We start from the raw sequence: 13743 nt of genomic DNA, 5'->3' as shown, positions 1-13743 counted from the left end.
TCTCTCTCCTTGTGGTTGGTTATTTTAAGTTGTTAATTCGTTCTGCCTGACTCAAAATGTCAGTGACTCTTACACCGAAGTTTTCCTCAATGACCACGACCTCGCCCTTCGCGACGATGCGCTGGTTGACTAAAATATCAACAGGCTCTCCGGCCAATTTATCAAGCTCAATAATGCTTCCGGCTGAAAGCTCAAGAATTTCCTTTACGCTTCTTTTTGTTCTTCCGAGTTCCACAGTAATGGAAAGCGGAATATCCATCAGCATATCAAGATTATTCAAATGGGCTTGAGGCGCCTCGGTCGGGTCAAATGCCGAAAATTCCACCGGCGCTACTTGTACAGGTGCTGCTTTTTTCGGTTTCCCCTGTCTCTTAGGCGTTGGCTGCGGCTGTGATTCCAACCGCGGCTCCGGCATGACGGCCTCTTCTGGGGCCTCGTAGGTTTCTTCCGGCTCCTCTTGCTGAATATCCTCATTTGAACTTCCTGTATTCATCAGATCTGAAATAAGATCTTTTGCAAATGTAATGGGATAAAGCTGCATAATATTTGAGTCAATTAACTCCCCGACTTTTAAGCGGAAAGAAACTTTGACAAGCATTTCGTCAGCAGGGATACGATCTGTTCCCTTTTCTTCATTGACATCGAGCAATTCCACACGAGGCGGCGAAATGTCGATCTTTTTACTGAATACAGTTGACATTGAGGTTGCAGCCGAACCCATCATTTGGTTCATTGCTTCCTGAACGGCGCTCAAGTGAATTTCACCAAGCGAAGGATCTGCTCCCTTTCCGTCTCCTCCGATCATCAGATCAGCAATAATAGCCGCGTCACTTTGTTCTACGACAAGAAGATTGCTCCCGCTGAAGCCTTCAGTATAATTCACTTCAATAGCGACATACGGATGCGGAAATTCATCGCTGATTTTACTTTTTGATATAACGGTTACACTCGGCGTCGTAATGTCCACTTTTTGATTTAAAAGCGTGGAAAGAGCTGTTGCCGAACTGCCAAATGAAATATTCCCAATTTCCCCGATCGCATCTCGCTCCATCTCTGATAAATCCAGTTCAGGCTTCGCCGGTGCCGGCTCCTCCGAAGTGCTGCCGCTGCCATTAAGAAGCGCGTCGATTTCATCTTGGGATAATCTATTATTCTCCATCTTTTTCACCTCTTATGTCGTGATCTAAAATTTGCACTGCCTGTTTTCGATTCACCCGGCCGGCCTGTCCTAAAAATTTCGGTTTGTCTCCGACCAATACAGTAAGAGGGTCAGTTACTGATTTGTCCAAAGTGATACAGTCCCCGACTTCCAAACTTAAAAACTCTTCTATCGTCAGTTCAGATGTGCCGAGCTCTGCCACGACAGGAATCTGTGCTGTCATGATACGTTTTTCAAGCGACTTGGTTTCTTCCGGCTTCGGTTCATTTCTTTCGGATTGCATCCAATAATGGACGGAAAGCTTAGGTATAATCGGCTCGAGTACGACATGCGGAATACAAAGATTAATGACGCCGCTGATTTCGCCGATTTGCGTGTTTAGTGAAATAACCACGACCGTTTCATTAGGCGAGACCATTTGAACAAATTGAGGATTCACTTCAAATTCCGTCATTTCGGGTTCAATATCAGCAATAGATTGCCAAGCCTCTTTGTAATTGCCCAGTGCATTTTCAAATAAATTAGAAATAATTTTCGTTTCAATTTCAGTCAGACTGTCAACCTTGTTATGACTGATTCCAATGCCGCCCATCACCCTGTCCATCATCGCGTAGGCCACAGTCGGGTTGACTTCCATCATAATTCTGCCTTCCATCGGATGAACATCAAACAAGTTTAATATGGTCATGTTCGGTATAGAGCGAATAAATTCTTCATATGGAACCTGATCGACTGAACTGACAGAAATATGAATATAAGTTCTGAGCTGCGCAGAAAAGTGAGTGGTAAGAAGCCTTGCAAAATTATCATGAATTCTCGTTAAACTGCGGATCTGGTCTTTAGAAAACCGCAAAGCACGTTTGAAATCATAGACCTTCACTTTTTTCTCGCTGTCTTCCTTTTTCAGTTCTTCTGCGTCCATTTCACCTGTTGAGATTGCAGAAAGCAATGCATCTATTTCGTTTTGGGAAAGAACTTCTCCTGACATTTTCCTCACCTCCGTATTCTGTCAAAATCGTTTTTATTGCAGATTAAAGGAGGTAATATATACTTTCTCTACTTTTCCTTCTTGGAGATAACTGTTCACTTTATCTTTTAATTCCCTTTTAAAGACTTCTTTTCCCTTGTCTCCCTCAATCTTATCGGCGTTCGTATCGGCCAGCAGTGTAATAATGGCATCCTTCACCTGAAAGTCCCGTTTTTCCAGTTCTTCCTTGGCTTTTTTTGAATCGGTCTCAAGTTTTATTGCAATCCTGATGATGTGATCAGATTTTAAATTCGTTGTTATTTCTTCTATGTCTACTGAAGACTCGACAATTTCGTCAATGGTCGGTTCCTCATCACTTTTACCGAGCTTCCCGCTTACCATAAAATAAGCAGCCGTCCCTAAAGCGCTGATTGCGATAAGAATAATCAGCATAATAATGATTAATTTTTTGTTCATTCTGTTTCCTCTACTCCCTGATCCATTGAAAATACTTGTATTTTTTGATAGAAAGATAAGATCTTTTTCAAAACGGCTTCTTCATTCTCTTTTACTACAAATTTTTTTCCATTTGACAGTGTGATAGTGGTGTCCGGAAAGCATTCTATCTGTTCAATAAAAAGAGCGTTAAGCGTAAATGGCTGGCCGTTCAGACGGGTTACTTTAATCATAAAACAGCGGAGAAGCGATAACCTTCGCCTCTCCTCCCTCCTTACCGTTTAAGGTTAACCAGCTCTTGAAGGATTTCATCAGACGTTGTAATAATTTTCGAGTTCGATTGGAAACCGCGCTGCGCGACAATCATTTCGGTGAATTCATCTGTCAAATCAACGTTGGACATTTCAAGGAAACCTGATTTAAGCTCTCCTGTTCCTCCATCGCCCGGTATATTAGCAGCGCTTGGAGTTCCTGAATTTGAGGATTCACGATACAAGCTGTTTCCGATTTTATCTAAACCATCACTGTTTGCGAATGTGACAATACCGATTTGACCGCCATCTATCTTTTCTCCTCCTGCCCCTACAATTGACACGCTTCCATCAGGCCCAATGGTAAAGTTTTGGGCATCCTTAGGAATGGTAATTTCGCCTCCGCCGAGTTTTTGCACGTAGTAGCCGTCGCCAGTTACCAATTTACCTTCATTATCCAAATAGAAGTTACCAGCTCTTGTATAAACTGTTCCCTCGCCGTTATCAATTTGAAAATATCCATCACCATCTATCGCTAAGTCAAGCGTTCTTCCGGTACTTTGAGTTGCACTTGTAGAATGAATGGTATCAATCGTGCCTGTTGATGATCCTAAACCGATCTGTTTCGAATTTGTACCGCCGACCTGCGCGCCGGCTGCTGAACCGCCTGCAATCGTCTGGCTGACCATGTCTTTAAATGTAACCCGGCTTTTTTTAAATCCTACTGTATTTACGTTAGCGATGTTATTCCCGATAACATCAAGCTTTGTTTGAAAGTTTTTCATGCCGCTGATTCCAGAATATAGTGAACGTAACATGTCAATTCCCCCTGATTTTTTCTGTTTTTATTTGGATGTTTGTCCGACAGATGTAACATTCCACGGACTGATCTCTTTGCCGTCTTCAAGAACAAGAAAGTATTCACCTTTTGAGTGCTTGACAGAACTGACCTTACCTGTCTGTTCCTTGCCGTCTTGACCTTCACTCCATGACACATCTTTGCCGATCCAGTTCACATAGGTTGTAAACGGATCTTGGTAATCTACAAACTTTGTCATTGTCGTGTTAAGATTCATCATTTGTTCCAAGCTTGAGAAGGTGGCCATCTGGCTGATGAATTCTTTATCATCAACCGGATTGAGCGGATCCTGGTTTTGGACTTGTTTCATTAAGATTTTTAAAAATTCATCTTTCCCCAAACTGGTGTTATTTGTACTGGACGAGCTCTTTTTATTGATGTTTGACAGTAAATAATCTGAATCAATTGTCGTCATTCCTCTTCCTCCAATTCAACATGGGAAATCTCATCCAAAAGGTCGCCGAATTCATTTGTTTGCTGCTTTTGTTTCTGCTGCTTCTGTCCGTCATGCTGCTGTCTTTGCTCATCGGAAAGCTGGCCGTAAACCGGCTGATCTCCTGATTGAATCGGAAGAGTGAAACGGTCAACCTGCACTGCCATATTCGGCAAAGATTGCTTGAGCTGCGGAAGGTGCTGTTCCAGCAGTTCTTTGGCCGATTGGCTGGATGCGATAATTTTACTTTGAAACATTCCGTTTTCATTTGTCAGTTTAATCGTGACAAAGCCCAAATGTTCAGGATTCAGCCGAATCGTAAAACTGCCGGTTGATCTCCCGAAAGGCGTATATTTCATCTGTTTCCACGCGCTGATCACTTGATCTGTAAGAGGTTTGCTTTCCGTTGCGAGTGGTTCCGCAGACAGCTGCGCCGCCATACTCTGAATCCCGCTGCTCCGATGTCCTGAAAACAGCATATGTATTCCTTGCTTGCTGTCAGCTGCCTGAATGCTTTTTGGTGAGCGGTTTTCTCTCTCAATCGCTGAGGACTGAGTTGATAGCGATACACGTTTACCCTCTTGGGACGAGTCAGATGATTTTGACAACAGGAAGGCTTTCATTTCACTTTCAGCCATGTTCCAATCTTTAGTCCCTTTTTGCGGCAGTGCCGTTATTTGTTCCATTAAGCTTCGAAAACTCTTCAGCTCCGCATTGGACATCGTATAAAGCTTAGAGGCTGATTCCTGTTTGGTGAACACCTGCTGTTTGAGTTCCTCGATAAGCTGATCTGACGCACCCTTTTCTTTTAGAGCTGCCAGAAAGCTATCGCCGTTTTTGTAAATGGCCTGAGCTTGCTGCTTATTTTCTGATAGGTCGCTTTCCTTCAATAACTGGTAAAGGGCTGTTTGGATGAAAATAAGCACGCCGTCAGTGGACTGCTCTGCCTCATTTTCCTTTTCATCAGATGAACCATCAGCAGTCATCTCATCGGCTTCTGTTACAGCGGCATACTCAGCTGATACAGAATGTTGAGAGCCATCCTGCATTTCCGTCTGCTCAGGCAGGATGGCTTTAATCATCTTCATCAGATTTTCCAGCAACGGCACAATTGCTTCATCCGCCTGTTTTCCTTTTAATGTATTCAACGATTGTAAAAGCTCTGCAGTTTGTTTTTCCTGATCTTCCGGACTTGCTTTCAGCCAGTCACCGATCTTTTTCAAGGCATTTTCTAAGAGCTGTTGATCGCTTGTCAAAGTATCCTTGACTTCGCCTGTCTGTTTCACTGAACCGATTTCAGACAAAAGCCAGTTTTGGAAAAACCCCGCTTCACTTTTGTTATTCTTCGCTGCAGCACCTGTTGCAGTCTGCATACGTGTTCCGGCTAATTCAAGCAGCTTCACCTTTATTCCCCCTACTCTTTACCGGCGGCAATTTTTTCTGTATAATTTGCCGCTTGCTCAGGAGTCATTTTTGTCAAAATGTCTGCAAGCTGCTTTTTGCTTAAACCATTCAAGATTTTCAGCGCTTCCTGCTCTTTTAATTGTGCAATGATTTTCGCAGCCTTTCCGCTGTCCATGCTCTTGTAAATGCTGATGACCTTATCACTCTCTGCAGAAGCAGCTGCGGATGTTTTTTTCTCATCCTTACTTTGGCTTTCCGCTGTTTTTTCGAGGGAGCGAATTTTCTGGTTAAGCCTGTCTATTTCAGCTTTACTTGTGTCTAAATCCTTGTTTAATATACTGATTTCGCTTTTTTGATCTTTGATGGTCTTTTCAAGAGCAGCTGTTTTACTTTCTTCTTGCTTTGCGGCTGTTTCTTTACTGTTTTCTGTTTCGGGAACCAATTCTTTAAGAATCGGTGTTTTGGCGGCTGCCTCCTGAATCGGCTTTATCATATCCACGCCAGCTGCCCACAGCACAACCGCCCCCGCTATAATCAAAAATATCAGCGGAATGATGACAATAAACAGAATCGACCGAAACTTACCGGATTCTTTTTGTTTGTCCGACATGACATTCGCTCCTAATGGCCTTGAATCATAAACTGCTTAATCGAGATATCGTCCATTTCTTTCATCTCGGCAGCTTTGTCTTCAAGAGCAAACATTTTAAACTGTTTTTCACGCATTTTTTCGAATTTCTTTACTTCTATATTTTTTTCTGTCAGAACGTTTTGTTTCTCATTCATTTGGTTTCTTTTAATCATCACAAGTTTTTGATAATGATATATGGTGTTCTCTAGATTAGTGACGAATTGCTGGTAATGTCTCATTTCCTGGACACTCATACCGCTTTTCAGCTTGGTTTCTTTATTTTTCTCCAGCTGCTCTTTTTTGCTCATATTCTCATATAGCTTCTCTGCAACTGTTTCAAATTCAGAAACCGATTTTTGATACTCTGACAATGATTGATCTTTTTCATTTTCTTTTAATTCCAGCAGCTTTTGGAACCTAAATTGATAAGCCACGGTTATTCCCCTTTTCCTGTCAGGCTGGTTAATGCAGCAACACTTTCTTCTAAAGTTGAGGATTCTTCTGTTCCTTGTTTTAGAAATTGTATGAGCTGCGGGTAAAACTGTATGGCTTCATCAATTTCTCTGGAAGACCCTCTTTTATATGCTCCGATGTTTATCAGATCCTCTGAGTTTTGATAGGTTGACAGAAGTTCTCGGAATTTGTTGGCTGCGTCTAAATGGTGCGGTGCTGATATATTCGACATGACGCGGCTGATGCTTTTTAGTACGTTTACCGCCGGAAACTGCCCTTTATTCGCCAGAGCCCTGTCTAATACGATATGTCCGTCTAAAATCCCCCGGACTGTGTCAGCTATAGGTTCATTCATATCGTCTCCATCAACTAAAACAGTATAAAAAGCTGTGATCGTTCCTTGTTCATTTGCGCCGGTTCTCTCTAGAAGACGGGGTAAAATAGCGAACACGGAAGGTGTATATCCTTTTGTCGTCGGCGGCTCTCCTGCCGCCAGCCCAATCTCCCGCTGCGCCATTGCCACCCTCGTGACTGAATCCATCATGAACATGACATTTTGTCCCTTATCGCGGAAATATTCAGCTATCGCCGTTGCTGTATAAGCGGCCTTGAGCCTCATTAACGCAGGCTGATCTGAGGTAGCAACCACAACAATTGAACGTTTCAGTCCTTCTGGGCCAAGGTCCTTCTCAATAAATTCACGGACTTCTCTCCCGCGTTCACCGACAAGGGCGATAACGTTTAGGTCAGCTTCCGTTTGCTTTGCGATCATTCCCATCAGCGTACTTTTTCCGACGCCACTGCCTGCAAAAATGCCGATCCTTTGGCCTTTGCCTACCGTCAATAAACTGTCAATCGACCTGACTCCGACAGCCATTTTCTCCCGAATCGGCGGCCGCTTCATCGGATTGGGCGGCGCCTGATCCGTCGATACCGGCGAAAGCCCTTTCGGCAGCAGCTTCCCGTCCAGCGGTTCGCCAAATGCGTCAATAACCTGTCCGATGAGACCTGCGCCTACTTTTATCCTGAGCGATTCTCCGGTAGCTTCGACAATGCTGCCGGGCGAAATGCTTGCTGCCTCCAGATAAGGCATTAAGAGAATATTCTCATCCTGAAAGCCGACGACCTCGGCTTTAATCACTTTATCTGACGAGCCCTTCGGATGAATGAGGCACACGTCACCTATCGAACTCTCAGGTCCTTTTGATTCGATCATCAGACCGATGACCCGTTTGACCTTTCCGTACCGCTTATATGAATCTGACATTTCGACACAATCTATCAAATGCTGTGTCTTCATTCATCTGCACCCGCTTCCAGCGCCGTCAAAAGTTTATGCTTTAATTGCATCAGCTGGGTATCAACGCTTGCGTCCACCCGGCCAAATGGCGTTTCTATATAACAGGAGCCCTCAGCCGCTTTATCATCTGCATATAAGCCCAATCTGCACTCTTTATGAAGAAGCTGCTGAATTTCGTCTTTATGCTGATACACTGTCTCATAATAATGAGGGTCAACATATATCGAAATGTCATCGTAATCCTTCACTTCATTGATAACTTGTTTGACAAGCAGAACGAACGCCTCTTTGTCATCAGCTTTTTGCTGCCAGACTTTTTTAGCCAGAGCAACAGCGAGCTCTACAATCTCTTCAGATGCACTTTCCAGCTTATCCTCCAGATCTTTTCTAGACATTTTGGCAATATCATTCGCCTGATTAATCAGCCCTGCGTATTGCTGTAAAGCTTCTGCTTTCCCAAGCTCCACGCCTTGTTCGAAGCCGTCTTGTTTCGCTTCCTCAACCAGAAGCTGCCTTTCGTTTGCCCAATTGTTTTTTTCCTGTTCAATTTGGCGGCGGATATTTTCCACTTGGCTGGCTGCCTGTTCTGACATTCGGTCAGCTTCTGCTTTGGCCCGCGCTATAAGGGCTTCCGGCTTTACCTCTGCATGCGGTTCAAGATCGATTTTTTTCAGACGAACTTCTTGCAAAGAGAGTTTTCTTCTTTCCTTTTCTGGGGAAATAGATGATTCTTGTTTAATGACATTAGACAATAATATCGTCCCCTCCGCCTCTCGCTATTACAATTTCACCTGCTTCTTCAAGCTTCCTGACGATGCCTACAATTCTTGATTGAGCTTCTTCGACATCACGTAAACGTACAGGACCCATAAATTCCATTTCTTCTTTAAACGTTTCAACCATACGCTGTGACATATTACTGAATACAATATCTTTGACTTCTTCGCTTGCAACTTTCAAGGAAAGCAGAAGATCGTCATTTTCCACATCGCGAATGACTCGCTGAATTGCACGGTTATCAAGCGTAACAATATCCTCGAACACAAACATCCGTTTTTTGATCTCGTCTGCCAGATCCGGATCCTGTATCTCTAACGAATCCAAGATCGTCTTCTCTGTTCCACGGTCCACTCCGTTAAGCACTTCGACTACAGCTTCAATTCCGCCGGTTTGTGTATAATCTTGCGTAAAGGCAGAGGATAATTTTTGTTCGAGCACACGTTCTACCTCATTAATGATTTCAGGTGAAGTTCTGTCCATCACAGCAATCCTTCTCGCTACTTCCGCCTGCACCTCCGGATTAAGCTCGGATAAAATTTGTCCGGCCTGCACAGGGTCCAGATAGGATAAAATCAGCGCCATGGTTTGCGGATGCTCTTGCTGGATAAAATTCAAAATTTGCTCCGGCTCTGCTTTTCTGGCAAAATCAAACGGTTTAACTTGCAAAGAAGATGTCAGTCTGTTTAAGATATTTTCCGCTTTATCTTCTCCAAGCGCTTTTTCAAGAACTTGTCTTGCATAGCTTAAACCGCCCTGAGAAATGTAATCCTGAGCGATTGCGATATTATGAAATTCTTCAATAATCTCATCTTTTTTTGAATGATCCACACTTCTGACCCCTGAAATTTCCAAAGTCAGTCTCTCTATTTCTTCTTCAGATAAATGCTTGTACACCGAAGCTGACACATCTAATCCTAAGGAAATCATAAGAATGGCCGCTTTTTGTTTTCCTGTAAGCCTGTCTTGATCACGTCTCGCCATTTCTAATCCCTCCTAATCCTCTGTCAGCCAGCTGCGCAGCAGTTTCGCAAAATCTTCAGGCTTATCCTTCGCCATTTTTTCAAGCTGTTTCCGTCTGACTGTTTCTTCTGTTTCACTTTCCTCTTCATTGATATCAGGTAAATTGATTGGCTCCTGAGGCGTTTCATACGTCCATTCTTCATATTCATCCTCATTTGATCGTTTCTTCCTCACAAGCATAATGATAAGGACAATAATCGCCGCAAGCAGAACGCCTCCTGCGATGTATACCCAAATCGGCAGACCTGACGATTTTTCAGAAGCCGTATCCAAGCTCACTTTTCCATCAAACGGCTGAACGGACAGCACGATTTTATTATTGATTTCTTCATCGGTAAGCTCTTGATCTTGTGAATCCTTGTCAATAGAAGTTCTCACTACCGTTGCAAGTATCTTTTGAATATCATCCTGTCTTTCAGCTGAAAGGGATGCTGTATTTTTTGCATCAGGCGGTTCTACCATGACCTGAATCCCTAAATCTCTGACTTTATACGGACTTTCTGCAATCTCTTTGTGAATTCGATTGACTTCGTAATTGATTTTATTACTGCTTTTGTCATAATTTCCGTTTTCGGAATTTTCATCAGTTTGAGCATAACCGGTCGTATCTTCATCACCCGTTCCGGCTGTCCCTCCGTTAGCCGCGTTGTCACCCTGATAGGTTTCAGCTACTTTTTCCGCGCTGACCGCTATACCTTCCATGTTTTCCTTATCGACAGGCTCTACCAAATCCTCTGTGCGGTTTTCTTTTGTAAAGTCGATATCCGTTGTAACAGACACAACGACTTTATCCTGTCCCATCATTGTTCCTAACAGCGTTTGAACATGCTTTTGGATATCTTTTTCAACTTGTGTTTTAATTCCCTGCTGGGAAGAATAGCTATCGGCATAGGACCCGGCATCGCCGTTGCTTTTGTCGTAGTATGTAGAATTCTGGTCCATGATAACGATGTTATCCTCTTTTAAGTTCGGTACACTCTTTGAAACCAAATGATACAAGCCGTTGACTTGGCTTTGGTCAAGCGTATAGCCAGGATTCATCTGCAAGACGATTGAAGCGGAAGCTGTTGATTGCTCCTCTCCTACAAAGACAGCGTCTTTCGGCAGATTTATCATTACTTTTGAGTTTTTGATGCCTTTCATTTCGTTGATCAGGTTTGATAATTCCGTTTGTGTCGCTTCAACTTTTAACATATCAAACTCGTTGTCAGTTAATCCAAACCCGGCATTCTGTCCGAAAAAAGAATAATCTATTGAACCGGTTTTAGGAAGTCCCTCTGCAGCAAGCTGCACTTTCAGCGTGTCCACCTGCTCTTCGGGAACCTTAATCACTGTTCCGCCATCCGACAGCTCTGATGGAACTTTTTTCGCATCCAGTTCTTCTTTAATTTGGCCGGCTTCTTCTGCTGACAAATCCTTGTAAAGAGGCACCATCTTCTCTGAAGAAGAAAATACGCTGATGACAGTTATAAGAATGATAATTGCGGCAAAACTGCTGATCATTAATACTTTCTGTGTTTTTGATCTATTGTTCCAAAACTCACTCGTTTTGTTTTTTAATTGCATTAGAGTACGATTCATGTTAACCCCCGGTCATTCCACTCATTCTATTCAATCAGACCCCCTACATTTGCATTCTCATGATCTCCTGGTAGGCTTCCACCGCTTTATTGCGGAATTCTGTCGCGGCAGTCAGGGAGATGCTTGCTTTTTGAGCAGCGATCATGACCTCGTCAAGATTAACATCCTTTCCCGCGGCCAGTGCGTTTGTGAAATTGTCAGATTGTACTTGGGACTCATTTAACGAACTAATAGAGTTTTTTAAAAGCTCCGAGAAGCTTGTTTGGTTTGAAGAGTCTGTTTTTTGGTTATTATTTATTTGACTAGTTACAGGTTGAGTGCTTTGTGTATTTTGAACTTGGAACGGAGAAATTGTATTAACCACATTCATCACCTTACTTTCCGATTTCTAAAGCTTTTAGCAGCATGCCCTTTGATGCATTCATTGCAGTAACGTTTGCTTCATACGATCTTGTGCTGCTTACGAGGTCAACCATTTCTTTTAAAGGGTCGACATTTGGCTTTTGCACGTAACCTTCCTCATTTGCATCTGGATTTGTCGGATCATATACCAGATTAAAGTCTGAGTCGTCTTCTGTAATCTTAGTTACCTTGACGCCGTTTCCCGCATCCCCGCTGCTCATTCTAGAATGTAGTATAGATGAAAACGACTCACCGTTTGACTGAAGAGAAACCAGCTTCCGCCTGTAAGGCACCCATTCACCATCAACCTGTTTGGCTCTTGTCGTATCCATATTTGCCAAGTTAGATGATACGACATCCATACGGACACGCTGAGCGGTTAAAGCAGAGCCAGAAACATTTAAACTTTGAAATGCAGTCATTATTTTCCTCCTGTTAACACCGTTTTCAGAGAATTGAACTTTCCGCTCATTCTTTCAACCAATGCTTGATAGTTAATTTGATTTTCTGCTAAATCTGTCATCTCTTTATCAATGTCTACATTGTTTCCGTTTTGCTGATAAGCAGTGTTCGAGTTTGCAACAATTGAACCATTCGACCCCGTGTCCGAAAAGTCAACATGTCGATAGTCTGTTTTTACCGATTCGAGACGAGAAGATTCCTGATTCAACAAATTTTGGAAAGAGACTTTTTTGGCCTTATAGTTCGGTGTATCTATATTAGCAATATTGTTAGTTATGACTTTTTGCTTAACATTCGCTCTCCCCAAGGCATTTTCAAGATTTTGTATAGTTCCAGAAAATAAGTCCAAATCCACTTACCTCCAATTCAGTTGTTTTTTCACTAAATATCCTTGTCGAGATTTGTAAAACCATATGCTTATTGTAAGAAATAACAGGCTTAAAGTCTATGAAGTTAGGGTAAAAAAAAGTCCTCATATATATCTATTTTATAACTAGGTATTTAGTCCTAGAATATTCGAACTAGGTTTTCCCCTCTGATATAAGCCAGAAAATAGATGCTTTTCAGTGATCTCTCCTTATGTTTTCGGGCTTTTTCACAAAATTCAAACCGAGATGGATTATCTCAGATAAAAAAGGAAAAATCAACTTCAAACTGCAACTTTTGGCAGAAAGACTTTTCGCCCAGGACATTCAGCTTAAAGATTTACTGCCTGCAAAAAAAGAAGCAGAACCCTTTTTCATAGGATTCTGCCTCTTTTTTTAAAAATTAATGAGATTTTAGGTTTTCTAATTCGATCAAGAACTTGTTGTTAAGGACTTTAATATAAGTGCCCTTCATTCCGAGTGATCTCGATTCGATGACACCGGCACTTTCCAGCTTTCTGAGCGCATTGACAATCACGGAACGGGTAATGCCGACGCGGTCTGCAATTTTACTCGCCACAAGCAGGCCTTCGTTTCCGTCAAGTTCTTCAAAGATGTGCTCAATCGCTTCAAGCTCACTGTAAGAAAGAGAACTGATTGCCATTTGAACTACAGCTTTGCTGCGTGCTTCTTCTTCAATTTCTTCTGCTTTTTCTCTGAGGATTTCCATTCCTACAACGGTCGCCCCGTATTCAGCAAGAATCAGATCATCGTCCTCAAATTGATCCTGCAAGCGTGAAAGAATAAGCGTTCCAAGTCTTTCTCCGCCTCCGATAATTGGTACAATTGTTGTTAAACCAGCTTGGAACAGATCTCTGTTCTCGACCGGAAACGCTGTGTACTCACTGTTAATATCCAGATTAGAAGAAGTCTCCGGAATATTAAATAGGTTTTTTGTGTATTCTTCCGGGAACTGACGGTCTTCAAGCATTTTTTTCATACGGTCGTTCTCGATTTGCTGATTAATAGAATAACCTAACAGCTTTCCTCTGCGGCTTACGACGAAAATATTTGAATCAATAACATCCCGAAGTGTTTCCGCCATTTCTTTAAAGTTTACCGGTTTCCCTGCCGCAGCTTGAAGCATGGAATTAATAATTCTTGTTTTTTGTAATAAAGCCATAATAAATGATCCTCCTAAAATTCCTCTTATTAAATTT

General features: G+C 42.5%; 17 protein-coding genes. All 17 read right to left on the bottom strand.

Annotation, left to right across the window (positions count from 1 at the left end):
* Positions 1-19: 19 nt before the first annotated feature.
* Positions 20-1159 carry a flagellar motor switch phosphatase FliY gene (fliY, locus tag AXI57_RS17465; protein ID WP_061670777.1) on the bottom strand — a complete coding sequence of 380 codons (1140 nt, stop codon included), beginning with the start codon at positions 1157-1159 and terminating at the stop codon, positions 20-22.
* Positions 1149-2147: a flagellar motor switch protein FliM gene (fliM, locus tag AXI57_RS17460; protein WP_003328935.1), complete on the bottom strand. Its 999-nt coding sequence runs from the start codon at positions 2145-2147 to the stop codon at positions 1149-1151. The genes fliY and fliM overlap by 11 nt, the downstream gene beginning before the upstream one ends.
* A 33-nt stretch (positions 2148-2180) precedes the next feature.
* Positions 2181-2603: a flagellar basal body-associated protein FliL gene (fliL, locus tag AXI57_RS17455; protein ID WP_061670776.1), complete on the bottom strand. Its 423-nt coding sequence runs from the start codon at positions 2601-2603 to the stop codon at positions 2181-2183.
* Positions 2600-2815, bottom strand: coding sequence for a swarming motility protein SwrD (gene swrD, locus AXI57_RS17450; RefSeq protein ID WP_003328937.1), 216 nt, complete (start codon positions 2813-2815; stop codon positions 2600-2602). Before swrD ends, fliL begins: the two co-directional genes overlap by 4 nt.
* 41 nt (positions 2816-2856) lie before the next feature.
* Positions 2857-3651 (bottom strand): flagellar basal body rod protein FlgG, encoded by a 795-nt coding sequence (flgG, locus tag AXI57_RS17445; protein ID WP_003328938.1) that lies wholly within the window; start codon positions 3649-3651, stop codon positions 2857-2859.
* Positions 3652-3678: 27 nt separating this feature from the next.
* A complete protein-coding gene (gene flgD, locus AXI57_RS17440; RefSeq protein ID WP_003328939.1) occupies positions 3679-4107 on the bottom strand; it encodes a flagellar hook assembly protein FlgD in 429 nt (142 codons plus the stop codon).
* Positions 4104-5528, bottom strand: coding sequence for a flagellar hook-length control protein FliK (locus AXI57_RS17435; RefSeq protein ID WP_061670775.1), 1425 nt, complete (start codon positions 5526-5528; stop codon positions 4104-4106). Before AXI57_RS17435 ends, flgD begins: the two co-directional genes overlap by 4 nt.
* Before the next feature lie 11 nt (positions 5529-5539).
* On the bottom strand, positions 5540-6139 hold the full coding sequence (locus AXI57_RS17430) for a MotE family protein (protein ID WP_003328941.1): 600 nt from the start codon (positions 6137-6139) through the stop codon (positions 5540-5542).
* Between the two features lie 11 nt (positions 6140-6150).
* Positions 6151-6594: a flagellar export protein FliJ gene (gene fliJ, locus AXI57_RS17425; protein WP_003328942.1), complete on the bottom strand. Its 444-nt coding sequence runs from the start codon at positions 6592-6594 to the stop codon at positions 6151-6153.
* Between the two features lie 2 nt (positions 6595-6596).
* On the bottom strand, positions 6597-7913 hold the full coding sequence (gene fliI / locus AXI57_RS17420) for a flagellar protein export ATPase FliI (protein ID WP_003328943.1): 1317 nt from the start codon (positions 7911-7913) through the stop codon (positions 6597-6599).
* On the bottom strand, positions 7910-8665 hold the full coding sequence (gene fliH, locus AXI57_RS17415) for a flagellar assembly protein FliH (RefSeq protein ID WP_061670774.1): 756 nt from the start codon (positions 8663-8665) through the stop codon (positions 7910-7912). Before fliH ends, fliI begins: the two co-directional genes overlap by 4 nt.
* Entirely contained in the window at positions 8658-9674 is a 1017-nt protein-coding gene (gene fliG / locus AXI57_RS17410; protein ID WP_003328945.1) for a flagellar motor switch protein FliG, read from the bottom strand. The genes fliH and fliG overlap by 8 nt, the downstream gene beginning before the upstream one ends.
* 12 nt (positions 9675-9686) lie before the next feature.
* A complete protein-coding gene (gene fliF / locus AXI57_RS17405) occupies positions 9687-11294 on the bottom strand; it encodes a flagellar basal-body MS-ring/collar protein FliF (RefSeq protein WP_061670773.1) in 1608 nt (535 codons plus the stop codon).
* A 43-nt stretch (positions 11295-11337) separates the two neighbouring features.
* Positions 11338-11658 carry a flagellar hook-basal body complex protein FliE gene (gene fliE, locus AXI57_RS17400; protein WP_061670772.1) on the bottom strand — a complete coding sequence of 107 codons (321 nt, stop codon included), beginning with the start codon at positions 11656-11658 and terminating at the stop codon, positions 11338-11340.
* A gap of 10 nt (positions 11659-11668) precedes the next feature.
* The gene (gene flgC, locus AXI57_RS17395; RefSeq protein WP_061670771.1) at positions 11669-12118 is read right to left on the bottom strand and encodes a flagellar basal body rod protein FlgC; all 450 of its coding nucleotides are present in this window, start codon (positions 12116-12118) and stop codon (positions 11669-11671) included.
* On the bottom strand, positions 12118-12507 hold the full coding sequence (gene flgB / locus AXI57_RS17390; protein ID WP_003328950.1) for a flagellar basal body rod protein FlgB: 390 nt from the start codon (positions 12505-12507) through the stop codon (positions 12118-12120). The genes flgC and flgB overlap by 1 nt, the downstream gene beginning before the upstream one ends.
* Positions 12508-12926: 419 nt before the next feature.
* The gene (gene codY, locus AXI57_RS17380) at positions 12927-13706 is read right to left on the bottom strand and encodes a GTP-sensing pleiotropic transcriptional regulator CodY (protein ID WP_003328951.1); all 780 of its coding nucleotides are present in this window, start codon (positions 13704-13706) and stop codon (positions 12927-12929) included.
* Positions 13707-13743: the final 37 nt, after the last annotated feature.

Origin of the sequence: Bacillus atrophaeus, assembly GCF_001584335.1 — a bacterium.
Classification (GTDB): Bacteria; Bacillota; Bacilli; order Bacillales; family Bacillaceae; genus Bacillus; species Bacillus atrophaeus.
The sequence above is the reverse complement of the archived record's forward strand: the minus strand, read 5'-3'. Positions and strand labels throughout refer to the sequence as shown.

Coding starts and splice junctions, on each gene's coding strand:
- fliY (WP_061670777.1), bottom strand. CDS start 1,159: ATGGAGAATAATAGATTATCCCAAGATGAAATCGACGCGCTTCTTAAT.
- flgC (WP_061670771.1), bottom strand. CDS start 12,118: ATGACTGCATTTCAAAGTTTAAATGTTTCTGGCTCTGCTTTAACCGCT.
- fliM (WP_003328935.1), bottom strand. CDS start 2,147: ATGTCAGGAGAAGTTCTTTCCCAAAACGAAATAGATGCATTGCTTTCT.
- AXI57_RS17430 (WP_003328941.1), bottom strand. CDS start 6,139: ATGTCGGACAAACAAAAAGAATCCGGTAAGTTTCGGTCGATTCTGTTT.
- fliL (WP_061670776.1), bottom strand. CDS start 2,603: ATGAACAAAAAATTAATCATTATTATGCTGATTATTCTTATCGCAATC.
- flgG (WP_003328938.1), bottom strand. CDS start 3,651: ATGTTACGTTCACTATATTCTGGAATCAGCGGCATGAAAAACTTTCAA.
- flgD (WP_003328939.1), bottom strand. CDS start 4,107: ATGACGACAATTGATTCAGATTATTTACTGTCAAACATCAATAAAAAG.
- codY (WP_003328951.1), bottom strand. CDS start 13,706: ATGGCTTTATTACAAAAAACAAGAATTATTAATTCCATGCTTCAAGCT.
- fliI (WP_003328943.1), bottom strand. CDS start 7,913: ATGAAGACACAGCATTTGATAGATTGTGTCGAAATGTCAGATTCATAT.
- fliF (WP_061670773.1), bottom strand. CDS start 11,294: ATGAATCGTACTCTAATGCAATTAAAAAACAAAACGAGTGAGTTTTGG.
- fliG (WP_003328945.1), bottom strand. CDS start 9,674: ATGGCGAGACGTGATCAAGACAGGCTTACAGGAAAACAAAAAGCGGCC.
- swrD (WP_003328937.1), bottom strand. CDS start 2,815: ATGATTAAAGTAACCCGTCTGAACGGCCAGCCATTTACGCTTAACGCT.